Genomic DNA, 18215 nt, shown 5'->3' with positions numbered 1-18215 from the left:
ATGTTAATAGTGATTAAAATCACAATATGTATTATACAATTCAGTTAAACTAAAAACAGTTAAGGAAATAGAGGAGTGGGATACAATGTTAAGTGCAAAAACAATTGAAATCGTAAAGTCAACAGTACCATTATTACAAGAAAAAGGCGTTGAAATTACAACGAGATTTTATCAAATTTTATTCTCGGAACATCCGGAGTTATTAAATATTTTCAACCATACAAATCAGAAAAAGGGAAGACAACAACAAGCGTTGGCAAATGCTGTTTATGCAGCTGCGATGTACATTGATAATTTAGAAGCTATTATTCCAGTTGTAAAACAAATCGGTCATAAACATAGAAGTTTAGGCATTAAAGCGGAGCATTATCCGATTGTAGGTACATGCTTACTACAAGCGATTAAAGAGGTTGCAGGCGCGCCAGACGAAGTTTTAAATGCATGGGGAGAAGCGTATGGTGTCATCGCTGACGCATTCATTAGCATTGAAGCTGAGATGTATGAAGAAGCTGCACATAAAGATGGTGGATGGAAAGATTTCCGCAACTTTGTGATTGTTAAAAAAGTGAAGGAAAGCGATGTTATTACGTCATTTTATTTAAAACCTGAAGATGGAGGGAAAGTTTCTTCATTCATCCCAGGACAATATGTAACGATTCAAATAAATATTAAAGGTGAAACATATACACATAATCGTCAATATAGCTTGTCTGACGCTCCTGGAAAAGAATATTATCGTATTAGTGTAAAGAAAGAAAAAGGTGTAGATACACCAGACGGTAAAGTATCTAATTACTTACATGATCATGTAGGAGAAGGGGATATTTTACCAGTAAGTGCACCAGCGGGAGATTTCGTATTAAATATGGATTCAACTTTACCTGTTGTACTAATTAGTGGTGGAGTAGGTATTACACCGATGATGAGTATGTTAAATACGTTAATTGAACAAGACTCAAAACGTAAAGTATGTTTTGTTCATGCAGCGATAAATAGTAACACACATGCAATGAAAGAACACGTTAAGGCAGTAGACAATGAATACGAACAAGTTAAAGCATATACTTGCTATTCTGCACCAACTGAAAAAGATTTGGAAATGAAGAACTTTGATAAAGAAGGCTTCATTGAAGGTGAATGGTTACAAACTATTATTCCAACAACAGAAGCAGAATTTTATTTCTGTGGTCCAGTGCCATTCATGAAACATATTAATGCTGTATTAATCGAGTTAGGCGTTAAACCAGAGAACATTCATTATGAATTTTTCGGTCCAGCAGCAAGCTTACAATAGGTGAAATTTGAACAAACAAAAAACGAGGCGTTACTTTGCCTCGTTTTTTGTTTGTTCTCTTAATAATCGATTTACTGTTTCACGGCGTATTCCTATTAGTTGACCAATTTCAGTTTGCGTTAATATTTCATATATAGGAATGTCACCTAAATATAGTGTGAACCACTCTTGTAAACGATGAAGACGTTCTTTCGGAGAGACGGTTGTCAATTGATCAATACGTTGTTGCATCATTCTTAATTTTGATTGCAATTGCATAGCGATGTCGGCATAGGATTCAGGATTCGCCTGAAGTTTATTGTACCATTCACCACTAATAATAGGTTCAACTTCTGTTTTTATTAAAGCGATAGCTGTACCGTGATATTCCTTCGGTGAAATTAAAGAATGGTGAGGTATCGTTTCACCCGGAACGATAATGTTGAACAAAAATGGTGTTCCGTCTTCTTGTAGCCTTACCACTTTTAATAAACCTGTTTTTATAAAATATAAAGGACCGTCCTCGCCTTGACGGAATAGTACATCTCCTTTGTGTAAAATCAATGTTAGCCCCCCATTTAAACATTTCTATATCTTCTATTTTAGCGTATATGTATAAAGACAATATGCTTTTTAAACAGCAATTTCATTGACGAAATGTATGCTATTACAGTAGTATACTATTTAGTGTGTAATAGTACTAGCAATGAATACGCTGTAGGGGGTTTAGTATATTGTTAGATGCGATGAAGATGACGGATATGAAAATTCCGGCGAATGCTATCATTCATGTAGAAGAGATGAAAGGTGGAGTCGTTTTATCCGTTGAAATAGACGGCCAAATTATTTATACGATGGCTTATGATGAAGAAACAGATAGTTATGCTGAATTATATGATCGAAACGATAAGAGGGCGTGCCAAGTACATGAAGACTTTATGGGATGGTCACTTCTTCACTAAAAAGATGTCAATATGACATCTTTTTTTATTGAATCGATAGATTATACGAAGAAATGAAATAAAAGGATAAAATTTGTAATAAATGATTTTGCATTGTTAGCACTTTGTAACCGCATGTGAACTGTTTTTTCGCTATCATAAAGATAACAGTCGCAGCTATAGGAGTGATCAACTTGAAGAAAGTACATATTTCAAATTTTATGCTATTAAGTGTTTGTGTAGTTTTATTTGTTCTCCTAGGATCCTTTTTATATTCATGTGTATAAGAAAAAACGCATTCTAGAAAGAACGCGTTATAAAAGTGAAGTAATGATTAATCTAGTTCCAAGAATTATTAATGTGATACGTAATAAATTAATTACGGCATTACCGCTTAATTTTGTATTAATATAAGCCCCGATTTTTCCGCCAATCCATGCGCCAGGAATAAGAATTAATGCATACATCCAGCTGACATTTCCAAGAGAAATATGAGTTAAAGAACTTACAATCGCTGATAGAAATACGATAAACATTGAAGTGGCTACAGCAATGTGTGCTGGGAATGCAAAAAGGAGCATCATTGCTGGAACAAGCAAGGCGCCACCACCAATTCCGAATAAACCAGATATAAATCCAACTATAAAGGCAATAAAGATAGCGAGAAACGGTGGGAATTGATAGTGTACAGTATTTCCTTCGTTATCTGTAAAAGAACGCTTAATTACAGTCATATTTGATAAGGAAAGAGGTTTTAATTTGTCTCGTAGCATAAGAAGAATGGAGACAAATATAAGGAAAATCCCAAAGTATAAAGAAAATGTATCTTGGTTTAAAAATTTATTTGCCCATGATCCGATAATACCACCAGGGCCACTCCCGATAAATAAAATAAGTCCACTTTTATAATCCACCCGTTTATGCTTCATATAAGTAAGGGTAGAAGCCAGTCCTGTAAAAACGACTGTTACCATAGAAGTTCCCACTGCGAGTTGTGGTGATAAACTGTGTAATCCAATTAATAACGGAACGATAATAATTCCGCCCCCAAGCCCTACTAGGCTCCCAACCGTCCCGGCGATTAATCCGATGAAAAGTAACATGATGTATTCCAAAATTGCCAACTCCTCTATATAACTTATCCATCAATCATTATACACGCTTTTTAATAAGAAATAGGCTTGTTCACAAAAAAGTCGTCTTCCTAGAAAAATAAGGAAGACGACTTTTGATTAAAAGATTAAATGTAATAAGTAGTAAAATAACGCAGCTAAAGAAGCTGAAATAGGAAGTGTAATAACCCAAGTAATTAACATGCGTTTTGCAGTTCCCCATTTTACGCCTTTCACACGATGAGAAGCACCAACCCCTAAAATAGAAGAAGAGATAACGTGCGTCGTACTAACCGGTAAGTGAATGAATGTTGCACCGAAAATAACAAGAGATGATGATAAATCGGCAGCTACACCATTTACAGGACGAATTTTCATAATTTGTCCACCGACAGTTTTAATAATTTTCCATCCACCGACAGAAGTACCAAGACCCATTGCAATTGCACAAGATAATTGTACCCAGAACGGGATGTCGCTAGAAGTATGATAGTTATTGGCCATAAGAGCCATCGTAATGATTCCCATTGCTTTTTGTGCATCATTCGTACCGTGTGTATAGGCTTGTAATGCTGCAGTGAAGATCTGGAATATACGGAAGTTTTTGTTCGTTTTCGTTAAGTTAAAGTTTTTAAAGACCACTTTAAAAACACTGTATACGATATAACCAATAACAAAAGCGATAATCGGTGAAATGATTAAAGCTTCAAGAATTTTTATGAACCCTTTAAAGTTTAATGAGCTAAAACCAGCAGCAGCAATTGCAGCACCAGCGATTGCTCCAATGATTGCATGCGAAGAACTACTTGGAATACCGTAGTACCAAGTAATCAAATTCCAAGCTATTGCTGCAAGCAAAGCAGCTAAAATTACAAGGGAACCATTTGGCAAGGCAAATGGGTCAACGATATCTTTTGTAATAGTTTTTGCTACACCTGTAAATGTCATTGCACCTAAAAAGTTCATAATAGCTGCCATAATAATTGCATGTCTAGGCTTTAGAGCTTTCGTTGAAACAGCCGTTGCAATAGCGTTTGCTGTATCGTGAAATCCATTGATAAAGTCAAAAGCTAAAGCGCAAATGACTACTAAAACGGTCAGTATCAAGAGTGTATCCATGATCAAACTCCTTACGCGTTCTTCATAATAATTGTTTCTAATACGTTTGCAACGCTTTGACAGCTATCAGCCACTTCTTCAAGCTCTTCGTAAATCTCTTTAAATTGAATAATCTTAATCGGATCTTTTTCACGAGAGAATAAGTGCTTAATCGCATGACGGCGAATATCATCACATTGTGACTCGTAATCCTTAATTTTAATCGCATTTGTACGAATGTCGACTAATTTTTTGTTAGACAGAAGTTCAACAGAGTTTGCAATCTCAATCGCACATTGATTAATTGCTTCAACGAATTTAATCATGTATTCATCAGCTTCTGTAATAGAATACATTTCGAATAGACCAGCACTGTGATCTAATCCGTCTAATACATCATCCATACTCATTGCAAGCTGTAGGATGTCCTCACGTTCAATAGGAGTAATAAACGCTTTGTTTAGCTCCATAATGATTTCGTGAATAAATGAGTCACCTTTTGACTCATACTCTTTCATGCGCATAGAAAATTCTTTTAAATCGCTAGCATTTTTAATTTTATACTCCACGAAAAACTGCGCGCCTTCTTTTAAATTTTCGGAAACGTTCATTAGCATTTCAGAAAATTTATCTTTTTTTGATTTAAAGACCATTATTGTTACCCCCACAAAAGTAATATATGTAAAATATATTGGCTAGTCAATTCTAACAAAAAACTGTCGTTTTTTAAAACATTTTATCGAAAAGTTTACAAAAACTTAACATAACTCACATTGTTGTATTAATAATATTAATACTTAATAATGAATATCTTACTTGTAGAATGTCCTTTTCTTGCAAAAAGTATGAATGTTAAAGAAAAGCTTTACACTATAGGAAAGACTACGTTATTATAATAAATTTAAAAGGAGGTATATTCTTCCTTTTAAAAAGAAGAGTGTAAACAAATGAAGGAAGTGAACGAATGAAATTGAAGAACACTCACTTTAAAAAAATGCTTGAATGGTTCAATAAGAGGAAGAAACTGCGCAATTCATTAATTGTATTGGGGAGTTTACTCGTTACCCTATTTGTTGCTGTGAATATAATAATTTCCATTCAAGACATATCTGAATTAAAACAAGCTGTTCCACAACCGACTTTAATTTACGATGCCAATAATGAAGTTGCAACCAAATTAGCTTCTTCTAAAACAGAAGGAGTTAAAAGGAAAGATATTCCTGACATCATGGTTCAGGCAATTGTTGCAGTAGAGGATAAGGAATTTTTTAGTCATCATGGCATTTATTATAGTGGAATTATTAGTGCGGTTTTCAAAAATATTACAGCGGGTGAGGTTGTAGCGGGGGGAAGTACAATTACGCAACAACTTGCGAAAAATGTATTTTTAACGCAAGACCGTACATTCTCACGTAAAATTAAAGAATATTTTTTAACTAAAAAAATTGAACGTACTTATACGAAAGATGAAATTATTGAAATGTACATGAATCAAATTTATTTTGGCGAAGGTGCTTGGGGTATAAAAAGAGCAGCTAAATCTTATTTTGATAAAGAGGTAAAAGACTTATCAATATCAGAGGCTGCAACGATTGCGGGATTAATTAAAGCGCCGTCTGCGTATTCACCTTATAAAAACTTTAATAAATCAATTGAAAGACGTAATGTCGTATTAAGTTTAATGAAAGAGCAAGGATATATTTCTGAAGAACAGTATAGTAAGGAGAAAGAAGCAGGTCTAGTATTAAAGCGTGGTGTAGATGATAAATATAAGGGGAAATATTCTCAATATGTAGACTATATTGTTAGAGAAGCGATGGACAAGTACGAATTGACACAAAATGAAATTTTAGCAGGTGGTTATCGTATTTATACAGAGCTTGACCCGAAAAAACAACAAGCTGTAGAAGATGTTGTGAATAATGATAACTACTTTAAAGATAGTGGATCAGACCAGCTTATGCAAACTGGAGTCGTCCTTATGAATCCAAAAACAGGCGGTGTTCCAGCTTTAGTTGGGGGTAGAGGTCCTTATCAATTTTTACAGTTTAATCATGCAACGCAATTAAAAAGGCAACCAGGATCAACATTAAAGCCTCTTGCTGTGTATGTACCAGCCTTAGAGGAAGGATATGAAGTGTACGATGTATTAAAAGATGAACCGTTTAATATTAAAGAATATAAACCACAAAATAGTGATCATACTTTTCACGGTAATGTGACCATGTATGAAGCGGTAGCAAAATCGTATAACGTTTCAGCTGTTTGGCTGTTAGAGCAAATCGGATTAGATAAAGGATTAAAATCTTTAGAGCGCTTTGGTATTCCATTAGAGCCTGAAGACCGTACGTATCCGATCGCTTTAGGAGGTATGCATATGGGGACTTCTCCATTTGTCATGGCTCAAGCGTATAGTACATTTGCAAACGATGGTGTCCAAATAGAAGCCCATGCGATTAGAGAGATACAAAATGCTGAAGGTGAAACAATTGGGAAATGGTATAAGAAAGAAACACGTGTGACGAGCGAGAAAATTGCTCAAAAGATGACATACTTATTAAAAGGTGTTGTCGAAAAAGGAACAGGTGAAAAAGCGAAAGTTAATAATATTGATACAGCCGGAAAAACAGGAACTACTCAGCTTGTAAATGGACCAAGTGCTGGTGCAAAGGATTCATGGTTTGTTGGATATACACCGGATTTAGTAGGCGCGATTTGGGTAGGGTATGATAAAACTGATAGTGAGCATTATGTGCCAGGGGGCAGCCAAATTACAACGACAATGTTCCGGGATATTATGAAAAAAGCGAACGGAAACCCTGCTCAAAAAGCATTTCAGTTATCGTTAATATCTGAGGCGGACTATACAAAACAATTAAAAACGATTGAGGAAGAAAAGCGAAGAAAAGAAGAGGAACAACAAAGAAAAGAACAGAAACAAGAGTGGATTGATAAAGTGAAAGAGTGGATTCCATCATTTTGGTAAAAGAAAGAGGCGAATAACGAGATTCGCCTCTTTTTTGTGGTAAAAGCTCGGTTGGTTAATCATCAGTGGGGGATGGGGAAAATCCCTACTGATTAAAATTCCACTTTATTTGTTGAGCGCAACATTGGTACTGCCGAAGGATTGAGAATCATACGTGACGGTTATTATTCCTTTACTAATGGGTTCATATGGTAATTCTTCTTCGTAACTTCCAGTATTTTTATTATGGATAGAAAGTGTTATTTCATCAACGTCTTTATTTTTATATTGATCTTTAATCGTTTCGGCAATTTGAAGTAGGTGTTCATAACTAGAAGCCTCTGTAATAAGCATTCCTTTTATAACCTTTTTTTCATTCTGTGTGGAAGAGGAATAAGGAACGTTGTTTTGCTTTGTATACAGAAGTTCGTATGGAACTGTTTTGCTATCTGCTTTTGATATAGCTGAATATTTTAGAGTTGAAAAAAATCCTATGCATAAAATTATGCATATCATAAGAGCAATCCAAAAACGTGTCAGTGATATAACTCTCATTTTCATCCCTCTTTCATATCTTTGTCTTCATTATTTATCATACAAAATGAGGATTAAGCTAGAGTAAATTTGAGGTAAAGAAACGTAAAGAAAGAGCACTTGTCCTCCCAAATAAGTGCTCCTTTTTATTAAAAGAGAGATTTCACCCACTTAGTAAGGAGCATGAAAGAGATTGAAGGATTTTTATCTAGTAAAAGGCTGATTAGTGGGGGAAATAATTAGTAGGAGATGGAAAAATGATATAAAGTTTCACTTTATATCATTTTTTAGGGACATTTATGAGTGAAACGAAAACAGAGGGGGTAGTTTTTAACTGTCCCCTCTGTTTTGATTTATCCCGCTATTTGTAGGCAGTAAGACTCCGATTGGTGAGGGCTAATAATCAATGGGGGATGAACATCCCTCATTGATTAAAGGTTCACTTTATCGAAACTTCAATTATCTCTCTTTGGCATTAATGGAATGGATATAGTAAAAGTTGTACCACTTTGATCACTAGAAACTTTTAATGTGCCATTATGGTTTTGAATAATTTTCTTTGTTACTGATAATCCGAGTCCGGTTCCTGAATCCTTTGTAGAGAAGAATGGATCGAATATATATTCTTGAATAGCTGGAGGAATACCTGTTCCGTTATCTTTGAAAGTAATACGAACAAAATTATCTAAGCGATAACTAGTGATTTGAATAGAAAGAGGCTTTTCACCTTGAGCATCGACAGCATTTTGAAATAAGTTTAAAAAAACTTGTACGAGTTCATGACGATCAATATTGACGAGTACATCATCTAATTCGGCAGAAAAATTATAATCAATAGAAATGTTGTGTAAAAAAACTTCACTAGCGAGTAGTTGTTGAATATAATCGCGTAAAAATGTATTGATGGGAAACGGCTCTCTAGTAAATTCACGCGTTTTTGAAATAGCTAAAAATTTTGTAATAATGCTATTTGCACGATCTAATTCAGGGATGAGTAGACTTTTAAACAAATCTTTATTGGATGGAGAAACGCTCTCTTGTAAAAATTGCAAGTATCCACGTACCGTTGTAAGGGGATTTCGTACTTCATGTGCAATCCCAGCTGCTATTCGTCCAGCTAAGGAAAACTTTTCGGCATCCCGTTCTGTATTTAAATAATGGAATACGCTAATAACCCTGAAAATATCTCCATTATAATCGCGAATAATGCGGTTATTTACGATACCATAATTTTTGTCTAAAACTTCTTCATTATATATTTCAGTTCCCGTTTTTAACGTTTCAATAGCTTTAATTTTTTCTTCAGGTAAGTTTAATAATTGTTGAATTGGTTTTCCAATTATAGAATTTCGTACTACACCCAAATCATCTGCTGCAGCTTGGTTACATAATGTAATGTTACCTTTACTATCAATAAAAGTGACGTGATGCGAAAAAGCATCGAAAATATGAACAAAATGTTTTTCGAGTTGTTCAAATAAGAACAATGAATCGCAAGTAAGATGAAATTTAGGCTCTTTATCTTCTTTTTGTATGTGCTGAATAGAATGAGACGTTCTCGTTTTTTTTATTTGTAAACCAATATGTGGATTTTTATATGTGAAATGATGTGGTAATTGATTCACAAGCTCTTCATAAAACCGTACTTTATTTTCTAATTCTTTTATTCGATTTTCATGAGATAAAATAGTGTCGTCTTGAAGCATAAATAAATAACTCCTCAATTTAAAAATTCTTCCATCTAGTATATCATATTTTTATACGGATACTCTTAAAGAAAGAGCTACTTTATGAAATTGGTCGGATAGGATTTTGGTGAAGTAAATAGAATGAGTTTAAGATGAAGTTGGGAAGGGAGGAATTCGTTTGCTTTACATTGGAGTGACGGGATGGGGAGATCACGATTCTTTATATATTAATCCCTATGAAAATAGAAATAAATTGCGAACTTATAGTGGGAATTTTCCAATCGTGGAAGTGGATAGCTCATTTTATGCGATACAACCTGCACGAAATTATACAAAATGGGCGATGGAAACGCCAAAAGATTTTTCTTTTATAGTAAAAGCTTATCAAGGGATGACAGGACATATGAAAGGTGAAATTCCTTTTTCTACGTTTGAAGAGATGTTTGATGTTTATAAACAATCGATTTTGCCCCTAAAAGATGCAAATAAATTAAAAATGATTTTATTCCAATATCCGCCATGGTTTGATTGTAAAAAGAAAAATGTAGATTTACTTCGATATACGAAAGAAAAAATGGAAGGCTTCCCGTGTGCAATAGAGTTTCGAAATCAAACATGGTTTTATCCGGAAATGAGAGATAAGACGTTACAGTTTTTAGAACGGGAAAAATGGATTCATACAATTTGTGACGAACCACAGGCGGGAATAGGATCAGTGCCACTCATATTAGAAGCAACGAACTCAGATATGGCATTAATACGCTTTCATGGCCGGAATGTTCATGGGTGGCTTGACAAAGGAGAAAATTGGAGAGCAGTTCGTTGTTTGTATCGCTACAATAATAATGAGTTGGAAGAATGGGTAGAACGATTAGAGCAATTGAAAAAAAAGGCTAAGGACATATACGTATTATTTAACAATAATTCGGGTGGGGATGCGGCGGACAATGCGAAACAGTTGATGGAAATGGTAAGTATTACATATGGTGAGCCAAAACCAGAGCAATTAAATTTATTTGAATAAATCCAAACAAGAAAAGCACTGTACAAACAGGGGGAATGTACAGTGCTTTTCTATATGAAAAAGAGGGGTAACAATGTTACTGAGCGTTTGGTTGATTCATCAATTGTTGGCTTCGTATTAAATGATAATGGTTATCATTATCATAGTCAATAGTTTTTCGAAAAATAAATAAAAAACTTTTAATATTTATTTTTTGAAAATAAAAAAGAACAGCGATTAATGCTGTTCTTTTCCATTGACGAATTGTTGTAAATCAAAAGGAGTTATCGCTTGGATAAATTCCTTTGAGATAAGTGTTTGAACAAGAGTGCTTTCAGAAATTGTAGCACCTGTTTTCTTTTGATAAGCTTTCTTTAATAAATCAAGTTTTTCAGCCGTTTCTTTCGGTAATTCAATTGTTAATGTGTTCATAATTTCTCCCCCTTACTATTAGAGTACCACTACAGTATAGGAGAGACAAGAAAAGAGAATATGAAACATAAAAAAGGTTACCAAATTTATAAATGGTAACCTTTTTTATGTATAAGAGTTATTAAGCAATACCGATATACTTTAAAGTTTTTGATGGAGTACTGTGATCAAAGAAGTGTTGTAAAAATGCAATATCAACACCTGATTTGTATGCACAATAGCCCCAAGTTTTTCGAAGTGTATGTGAGCTAATCCCTTCTAATCCAACTTCTTTTGCAGCTTTGTTTAAAATGTACCATGCATGTTGTCTCGTAATAGACTTTGTTCCTTTTTGAGACTTTAATAATGGTTCATTGCGTTTCCAAGTTTTACGTTCTTTCATGTAGTCTTCGATTGCGTGCTGTAAGTCTTCATTTACAGCAAACCATTTATGTTTTTTTACTTTTTCATTGTAAAATAAAATGGAATGGCGAACATTTTCATTTTCATCGATTACATCACTGACTTTTAATTGTAAGATTTCACTTACTTTTAAGCCAGAATTTACAGCTAATACGAATAATAAGCCATCACGTTTCGAAGATTGTAAAAGTATATTTTTGATAGTTTCTAATTGTTTTTCGTTTTGAATAGGTTGTCCTGCTTGTTTCATTTCACGCACTCTCCTCTTTTATGTGTGTAAAGGAAAGGATTAACTTGTTTCTTACTATAAAGGGAGAGTGTGAATTTCATGTGAACTCCTAGTGAAATTAAGACAAATTATTTGACTTCTTTTACTTTTTGTAAATTAAAATAAAATACAACGCTATTAGTAGTATTATACACACCGTATTCGGCGTGATGGAGATCTAAAATGTTTTTCACAATAGATAACCCAAGGCCGGTACCTCCAGTATGACGGCTACGAGAAGCGTCTAAACGGTAGAAGCGATCCCAAATCTTTTCAAGGCTTTCTTCTGGAATAGGATTACCTGTGTTTTCGATTTCAATTTTCACTTTATCTTCCGTTTCTACAACAGAGACATGTATTTTTTCTCCATCTGGAGTATATCGAATTGCATTACTAAGTAAGTTCACAACTACCTGCTCAATACGACTACGATTCGCTTTAACAAATAGAGAAGCGTCGGCATGGACGTCCACTTGCAAATGTTTTTCCTCCATGCTAAATGATAATTTTGCATAGACTTGTTGAATTAATTCGCCGATCGAGAACGTCGACATTTCTAGTTTGTACGTACCTGATTCTAGTTTTGCTAATTCTAACATTTCTACAATAAGCCTATTCATATTTTCTGTTTCTTCCAAAATAACATCTGTGTAATATGTCGTATCTTTACTTACGCCATCTTTAATACCTTCAGCGAAGCTACGAATAACACTGAGTGGTGTTTTTAATTCATGAGACACACCAGAAATGAATTCTTTTCTCGTTTTTTCCAATTGGCGTTCGCGTTCAATATCTTGTTGTAATTTTGTATTTGCAACATTTAATCGATCAATTCGGTCTTTTAAGTTTACAGAGAGTGTATTAATACTACTTGATAATCCACCAATTTCGTCGTCTGCTGCAACAGGTAACTTCTCGCTAAAATCAAAATTAGCCATTTTTTTTGTGACACGATTTATCTTAATTAATGGTTTAACAATGATTTTCGAGTAATAAAAGGATAACAAAATAATAACGAGAAACACAATAATTAAGGCATAGACGTAATAATCTTTTAAAACAAGCATTGCTTCATTAACAGGTTGTAAAGAGGCGATTGCAAAAGCGTATTCTTTAATTTTACCGTTTTCCATAATAGGTTTTACAAAGATACTATTTTTTATATTTTCTCCACTATCTAATATATACGTGTTTAATTGATTTGAATTAGAAGTACCTTGTCTGATGGTGTTTGCAAAATAATCAACAGCTTGTAATGTTTCAATATCATTTGCAAGACGAACCTCAGCTTTGGAAGGGAGATGCAATTTAGATATCACACCAGTAAAACTGATCTGAGACATAGTTTTATATCGATTTGTAAGTCTATTTTTAGATGGATTACCACTAATTGATTGAAAATCCGAATTGACATTTTCGTTTCGCCATCGATTATAATTAATTGTCAGTTCTATTGGTGTTATTATATTACCTTGTATGAATCCCTCTACGTGAATTATTCCATCTGTTTTTAAACCTAAGTTTTCGAATTTATTATATTCTTCTGGTGTTAAAAGATTATTAAGTGGGATGGAATAGGTTTGATTGTTGTCAGGGTTAGTCACATCAATGTAGTAATTGTTTTCACTTTTAATAATTCCATTAGAATCTAAAAATTGCATTTCAGCATTTGTTTTATCATGAAATTCTTGTTTTAATTTTCTAGTTTCCTCAAAGCTTTGGTCGCTTTTTTCGTAATTATCTACGAACTTTTCAAAAGCGGTTTGAACCGTTTTTACTTTTTTATTGATATAAAACTTCTCTAAAAATAGAGATTGTCCAAGGAAAAAAAGGAGAAATATGATTGTAAATAATGTTGATGTTAATAAAAATAGTTTAAAAACGATGCTTCTGTTTTTCACTGTTTCACCTCGTATGAAAATACTGTAATATAAATGATTTCTTAATTATAACAAACGTTACAAAAAAGTAGAGGGGGAAATCTGTCTCTTTCTAAAGTAGTTTTTTATAGAAAGTCACATAAAGTAGGAGGTATAGTGACTGTCGAAGTTTTCTTAACATAAAAAAGAACTTGCCAGACGTATGACAAGCTCTTTAATAAACTATTGCTGAATTGCTGCATCTAAAGCGATTTCAATCATTTCGTTAAATGTAGTTTGACGCTCTTCAGATGTTGTTTCTTCACCAGTGAAGATATGGTCGCTTACTGTTAATACAGATAATGCATTTACACCATATTTAGCTGCTAATGTGTAAAGAGCAGTCGTTTCCATCTCTACTGCTAATACACCGTATTCTCCCAACTTTTTAACCATATCCATGCTTTCACGGTAAAATACGTCTGCTGTTAAAACGTTACCAACACGAACGTGTAAGCCTTTTTCTGTTCCAGCATCATAAGCTTTCTTTAAAAGAGCGAAGTTTGCAGCTGGTGCAAAATCAAATCCTGGGAATGTTAAGCGGTTCATATTAGAATCTGTGCAAGCTGTCATTGCGATAATAACGTCACGTACTTTCACATCTTTTTGAATTGCACCACAAGTTCCAACGCGGATTAAATTTTTTACTCCGTAGCTTTGAATTAATTCGTTTACATAAATAGAAATAGAAGGAACACCCATACCTGTACCTTGAACAGATACACGCTTTCCTTTATAAGTTCCAGTGAAACCTAACATGCCACGCACGTTGTTATAGCAAGTAACGTCCTCTAAAAATGTTTCAGCGATATATTTTGCACGTAATGGATCACCAGGTAATAGAATAGATTCAGCAATTTCGCCTTGTTTTGCTTCAATATGTACACTCATGAAAAGTCCTCCTTATTATGTATTGATAGAAATCAATATCATTTGCATTATACACTACGAATCCTGTCAATTAAAATCTTTTTATTATTTGTAATATGTACAAAATAGAAGGATTTCATAAATCATAATCTAGAATATATAATAAGAAGTTTTGTATGGAAAGAGACTTTAAAAATGGTAGGTGATGTTTTGAAAAATCTTGTCATTGGGCTTATCGCATTAGTACTTATTGTGGCAGGAGGATTTTACATAAAAAAATATCAAGAAACAGTAGAAACGACAGGAGATGTTCAGGAAGTAAAATGGGATGTGGAAAATAAAAAGGGAAATGAAAAAGTCGACATTTCGTTTCAATTGCTAAATAAAAAGAATAATGAAGTTCGTGGTGTGAATGATCAAATTCAAGCAGTTATTGTGGATGAACAGTTGAAAAATATACAACAAATGAAGCCTACCTTTGCTGGGAATGGATCATATAAGCTATCTTCAGAAGTAGCGAAAGGTGAAGGGTACACAATATTTTTGTATGAAGACGAAAATAAGTCTATGGAATCATTTTCTAAGCAAGATTTTGGAGAAGGAAAAAAGGATAAGAGTAAGGACAACAATAAAAAGAAACTTCCAATCGATACTGTACTTACAAAAAAAATAGGAGAGTATCAAGTTTCTCTCTTATTTGGTGCATTGCATCCGAATGAGGCAGTAACATTAACATTTCAGTTTCAAGCAAAAAAAGGAGAAAAGCTGAAATTAAATTCAGGAAGAGGAGAAGTTGACTCTCTATATATCGTTGATGAAACGAGGGAACATTTTTTATATGCCACTCCTGTTGATACGGATGAGCAATTACAATATCGTATTACATTTCCAGAAGAAGGAACATATAAAATGTGGGGAAATTTCTATATAAATGGTAAGAAGTATGAAAAGGAGTTTACTGTACAAGTTCAAAAACGAAAAAACAGCTAAGTATTTAGCTGTTTTTTCGTTTTCCTATTAATTTTGTTACAGAGAGCATAGTAATTGGTAAAGAATGATTCTTTCGAAATGCTAAATATTTTCCGCTCCATGCTGGCTTATATTTTTCTTTAAAATGTCGTAATCCACTGAAACTATACGTATAACGGACATTATTAAAGATTGCTGCGGCAACTCGTTCAGACCAGAATGATTGCGTTGATAAACCAACATTTGAGAGTGGTGCCATACCGATATTAAAGGAATGGTATTCATTTTCTTTTGCCCAGTGGAATAAGTGGATGAAGATTGCATCCATAATACCACTAGGAGCATCTGGATAATAACGCATTAAATCAACAGATAATATTCCGCTTTGATATACTGGCATAAAGGTTGTAAAGGCAACAATTTTTCCTTCTGCGTCAGATAATGTGGCAATAGGAGCACGACTAATATACTCACGATCGAAGTACCCAAGTGAAAAACCTTTCTCTTTTTTTCCGTCGAGCCAAGCATCAGACACTTTCTTTAATTCTTCGTATAATTCGTCTGAGAATGGTGGCTGATGAATAGAGAATGTATAACCTTCTCGTTCAAAACGGTTGAAAGTAGCTCGCATACCCGCACGTTTTTTTCCGGTTATAGTAAACGTATTTAAATCAACGACAGCTTCTTCACCAAGTTTAAAGAAGTTATAACCGAAATCGTGATATAAACTCATCCATTTACTTTCGATTTGATAGAATACGCAAATATATCCAAATCGATCTGCTTCAGCTAAAAACTCTTGCAACACAGTACGGTAGGAGGATGAATCACCAATTGGATCGCCTAGTACAACAAGACGTTTTCCAGTGATTGAAAAGAGAAGAAGTGCTTTCCCGTCACTACTAAAGAAGAACTGCTTATCTCCTAAAAAACCTAAATGACTAAGTACATTTCCACCATGTTCATCTAAAAAGTTTTGTAACCTTTTATCATTAGCCGGTTGCCCGGGAAATTCACTACGGTAACGATTGGCAATTAGTGAGCCTATAAGTAAAAAGGTGGGAACGAAGAATGCAGCTGCTAATGCGCTTCGTTGAACTTGTGTAATATTCCGAACGACAAAATCAGGTTTGAACGCTTCTTTTGCACCTGCAAATAAAATACCTAGGTTTTTATATAAATATAACGTTAGCAATAAGAATAGAAAAACTTTTACGATATCAGAAAGAGAGACTTCCATTTTCTCGCGTACAAATCTTTTGCGAAGCATATATAATACAGCAAGTACGATTAATAAAATAAAGGTTTCTTCAATATCAATTCCTTTTAGGGTATTAAAGATTGCTGCTCCAATTAAAGAAACAATCGTCATATAATAAGAACGCTTTGTTCCATAATATATTCCTCGCGAAAGAATAAGGAGGAGAATACCAAATGTTAATGACAAGCTAAAAGAAAATTGAATAAGATGCTTTGGAGCTAAAATATGTAAGGCGTGAGCTCGATTTATGCTTGTTGGTAGAATAGTTGATAAAATAACCATTAAGCCAGCAAATGCTGTTAAAGCGGCAGATGCCCATGAACCTAATTTCCCTAAAAAATCACGTTGTAAAGTCCAAATCACACCAGTTGTTTCTAAAGCAGGTGCAATAAATGGTTTATCTTCAATCTTTTTAATGGCTGCTCCTGTCATTTCAAAGGCTGCAAAAATGAGACCAAGGCAGAATGGTAATATGTAATAGACAAGGCGATATAACAACATAGCAGGTAGTAACACGCCTGTATCAACGCCATATTGTCCTAGTCCAGTTAAGAAGACAAGATCGAACGACCCAAGGCCACCAGGAACAAGACTTACGACACCGGCTAAAGCCGCAATTACATAAACACCTAAAAACTTTTGAAAGTCGATATCAATTCCAAACAATATTAATATGACATACATAACGATGCCAGCAGATACCCACTCAACTAATGAAACTAATGAATATAAAACAGTTGGATTTTTCTCTTCTTCTGCATTCTCCTGTCCTTCTGTTTGTTTTGTTTTTCTATTTTTAATTTTAGAAAACCCAATATATATAGGAACGAAAAGAGCAAAGAAGATAAGAACAGGCCATAACCACGGTTTTTCGTGCAGAATAAACCGTGTATCTAATATTCCGATGAGACCGAGGAATGAAAGAATAGCTAATCCGTTAATAAATGCAGTTGTCATCCATGCAATGCTTTTAATAAGTTTCCCATTCTCTTTTATATGCGGACGATATAGCATTGTACGTACACCAGCTCCGACAAGACCGCCAAAACCGATAAATCCATTCAAAGTGTTAGCAATCCATGAGATGCGGAAAATCTTTTGTACAGGTATGTCTGCTTTTAAGTAACGAAGCATAACAAAGTCATAAAAGAACATTGTTGATACGGCAAATGCACCGAGTGTAATTGCTAAAAAGACTCCTCCAGTTGGAATGTTTTTAATTGTTTGGATCGCTTCTAAAAAAGAAATACCTGCTAATTCTTTTTTAGCCTGAAAGAATACAATTGTTAAGACAACAAATGGGAAGATGATTTTCCCAATCTGTAAGAAACGTTTCCATGAAAACGACATAAATACAACTCTCCTTGTGTAAGAAAACTGAGACAATAATATTATTATGACAAACTTCAAGAAAAATAAAAAGGTAATTTCCTGTATATGAAAGCTATTTTTTATATAGGTTATATTTAAAAGAATATTT

16 protein-coding genes are annotated in these 18215 nt (G+C 34.0%); 5 read left to right on the top strand and 11 right to left on the bottom strand.

Translation table 11 applies throughout. The annotated features are described in order from the left end of the window. Positions 1 to 85: 85 nt before the first annotated feature. The gene (gene hmpA / locus U860_RS0102490) at positions 86 to 1294 is read left to right on the top strand and encodes an NO-inducible flavohemoprotein (protein WP_025147273.1); all 1209 of its coding nucleotides are present in this window, start codon (positions 86 to 88) and stop codon (positions 1292 to 1294) included. A 30-nt stretch (positions 1295 to 1324) separates the two neighbouring features. Here hmpA and U860_RS0102485 read toward each other — a convergent pair whose 3' ends face one another. Beyond that, the gene (locus U860_RS0102485) at positions 1325 to 1837 is read right to left on the bottom strand and encodes a Crp/Fnr family transcriptional regulator (RefSeq protein WP_025147272.1); all 513 of its coding nucleotides are present in this window, start codon (positions 1835 to 1837) and stop codon (positions 1325 to 1327) included. Between the two features lie 170 nt (positions 1838 to 2007). On the opposite strand from U860_RS0102485, the gene U860_RS0102480 reads away from it, so the two are divergent. Further along, positions 2008 to 2235 carry a hypothetical protein gene (locus tag U860_RS0102480; protein WP_002171100.1) on the top strand — a complete coding sequence of 76 codons (228 nt, stop codon included), beginning with the start codon at positions 2008 to 2010 and terminating at the stop codon, positions 2233 to 2235. Between the two features lie 293 nt (positions 2236 to 2528). Here the strand turns inward: U860_RS0102480 and U860_RS0102475 are convergent, their stop codons facing one another. The 3 genes from U860_RS0102475 to U860_RS0102465 form a co-directional block, all read right to left on the bottom strand. Continuing rightward, positions 2529 to 3329, bottom strand: coding sequence for a sulfite exporter TauE/SafE family protein (locus U860_RS0102475; RefSeq protein ID WP_025147271.1), 801 nt, complete (start codon positions 3327 to 3329; stop codon positions 2529 to 2531). A 117-nt stretch (positions 3330 to 3446) separates the two neighbouring features. Further along, positions 3447 to 4445: an inorganic phosphate transporter gene (locus U860_RS0102470; RefSeq protein ID WP_025147270.1), complete on the bottom strand. Its 999-nt coding sequence runs from the start codon at positions 4443 to 4445 to the stop codon at positions 3447 to 3449. 11 nt (positions 4446 to 4456) lie between these two features. Further along, positions 4457 to 5077 carry a DUF47 domain-containing protein gene (locus U860_RS0102465; protein ID WP_025147269.1) on the bottom strand — a complete coding sequence of 207 codons (621 nt, stop codon included), beginning with the start codon at positions 5075 to 5077 and terminating at the stop codon, positions 4457 to 4459. A 311-nt stretch (positions 5078 to 5388) separates the two neighbouring features. Here U860_RS0102465 and U860_RS0102460 point away from each other — a divergent pair, with 311 nt between their 5' ends. Continuing rightward, complete coding sequence (locus tag U860_RS0102460; RefSeq protein WP_025147268.1) at positions 5389 to 7410, top strand: PBP1A family penicillin-binding protein; 2022 nt, start codon at positions 5389 to 5391, stop codon at positions 7408 to 7410. A gap of 105 nt (positions 7411 to 7515) precedes the next feature. Here the strand turns inward: U860_RS0102460 and U860_RS0102455 are convergent, their stop codons facing one another. Both U860_RS0102455 and U860_RS0102450 read right to left on the bottom strand, forming a co-directional pair. Beyond that, positions 7516 to 7944: a hypothetical protein gene (locus U860_RS0102455; RefSeq protein WP_025147267.1), complete on the bottom strand. Its 429-nt coding sequence runs from the start codon at positions 7942 to 7944 to the stop codon at positions 7516 to 7518. Positions 7945 to 8378: 434 nt separating this feature from the next. After that, a complete protein-coding gene (locus U860_RS0102450; RefSeq protein WP_025147266.1) occupies positions 8379 to 9629 on the bottom strand; it encodes a PAS domain-containing sensor histidine kinase in 1251 nt (416 codons plus the stop codon). Between the two features lie 160 nt (positions 9630 to 9789). On the opposite strand from U860_RS0102450, the gene U860_RS0102445 reads away from it, so the two are divergent. After that, the gene (locus tag U860_RS0102445) at positions 9790 to 10635 is read left to right on the top strand and encodes a DUF72 domain-containing protein (protein ID WP_002171107.1); all 846 of its coding nucleotides are present in this window, start codon (positions 9790 to 9792) and stop codon (positions 10633 to 10635) included. Between the two features lie 216 nt (positions 10636 to 10851). On the opposite strand, the gene U860_RS0102435 is transcribed toward U860_RS0102445, so the two are convergent. The 4 genes from U860_RS0102435 to deoD form a co-directional block, all read right to left on the bottom strand. After that, on the bottom strand, positions 10852 to 11046 hold the full coding sequence (locus U860_RS0102435; RefSeq protein ID WP_002171109.1) for a DUF3924 domain-containing protein: 195 nt from the start codon (positions 11044 to 11046) through the stop codon (positions 10852 to 10854). A 121-nt stretch (positions 11047 to 11167) separates the two neighbouring features. Then, positions 11168 to 11698, bottom strand: coding sequence for a tyrosine-type recombinase/integrase (locus U860_RS0102430; protein WP_000806236.1), 531 nt, complete (start codon positions 11696 to 11698; stop codon positions 11168 to 11170). Positions 11699 to 11805: 107 nt separating this feature from the next. Then, on the bottom strand, positions 11806 to 13617 hold the full coding sequence (locus tag U860_RS0102425) for a HAMP domain-containing sensor histidine kinase (RefSeq protein ID WP_025147265.1): 1812 nt from the start codon (positions 13615 to 13617) through the stop codon (positions 11806 to 11808). Between the two features lie 201 nt (positions 13618 to 13818). Further along, the gene (deoD, locus tag U860_RS0102420) at positions 13819 to 14526 is read right to left on the bottom strand and encodes a purine-nucleoside phosphorylase (protein WP_025147264.1); all 708 of its coding nucleotides are present in this window, start codon (positions 14524 to 14526) and stop codon (positions 13819 to 13821) included. 174 nt (positions 14527 to 14700) lie between these two features. On the opposite strand from deoD, the gene U860_RS0102415 reads away from it, so the two are divergent. After that, positions 14701 to 15495, top strand: a complete 795-nt coding sequence (locus U860_RS0102415; RefSeq protein WP_025147263.1) for a hypothetical protein — start codon at positions 14701 to 14703, stop codon at positions 15493 to 15495. Positions 15496 to 15499: 4 nt separating this feature from the next. Here U860_RS0102415 and mprF read toward each other — a convergent pair whose 3' ends face one another. After that, entirely contained in the window at positions 15500 to 18085 is a 2586-nt protein-coding gene (gene mprF / locus U860_RS0102410) for a bifunctional lysylphosphatidylglycerol flippase/synthetase MprF (RefSeq protein WP_025147262.1), read from the bottom strand. Positions 18086 to 18215 lie beyond the last annotated feature (130 nt).

The organism is Bacillus sp. H1a, assembly GCF_000633475.1.
Classification (GTDB): Bacteria; Bacillota; Bacilli; order Bacillales; family Bacillaceae_G; genus Bacillus_A; species Bacillus_A paramycoides.
Note: the sequence above shows the minus strand (reverse complement) of the source record. Positions and strands in the feature narration are given on the sequence as shown.

What these genes read in the sequence shown, in the direction of transcription:
- hmpA (WP_025147273.1), top strand. Translation starts at nt 86, where the DNA reads ATGTTAAGTGCAAAAACAATTGAAATCGTAAAGTCAACAGTACCATTA.
- U860_RS0102470 (WP_025147270.1), bottom strand. Translation starts at nt 4,445, where the DNA reads ATGGATACACTCTTGATACTGACCGTTTTAGTAGTCATTTGCGCTTTA.
- mprF (WP_025147262.1), bottom strand. Translation starts at nt 18,085, where the DNA reads ATGTCGTTTTCATGGAAACGTTTCTTACAGATTGGGAAAATCATCTTC.
- U860_RS0102430 (WP_000806236.1), bottom strand. Translation starts at nt 11,698, where the DNA reads ATGAAACAAGCAGGACAACCTATTCAAAACGAAAAACAATTAGAAACT.
- U860_RS0102450 (WP_025147266.1), bottom strand. Translation starts at nt 9,629, where the DNA reads ATGCTTCAAGACGACACTATTTTATCTCATGAAAATCGAATAAAAGAA.
- deoD (WP_025147264.1), bottom strand. Translation starts at nt 14,526, where the DNA reads ATGAGTGTACATATTGAAGCAAAACAAGGCGAAATTGCTGAATCTATT.
- U860_RS0102455 (WP_025147267.1), bottom strand. Translation starts at nt 7,944, where the DNA reads ATGAGAGTTATATCACTGACACGTTTTTGGATTGCTCTTATGATATGC.
- U860_RS0102465 (WP_025147269.1), bottom strand. Translation starts at nt 5,077, where the DNA reads ATGGTCTTTAAATCAAAAAAAGATAAATTTTCTGAAATGCTAATGAAC.
- U860_RS0102460 (WP_025147268.1), top strand. Translation starts at nt 5,389, where the DNA reads ATGAAATTGAAGAACACTCACTTTAAAAAAATGCTTGAATGGTTCAAT.
- U860_RS0102415 (WP_025147263.1), top strand. Translation starts at nt 14,701, where the DNA reads ATGGTAGGTGATGTTTTGAAAAATCTTGTCATTGGGCTTATCGCATTA.
- U860_RS0102435 (WP_002171109.1), bottom strand. Translation starts at nt 11,046, where the DNA reads ATGAACACATTAACAATTGAATTACCGAAAGAAACGGCTGAAAAACTT.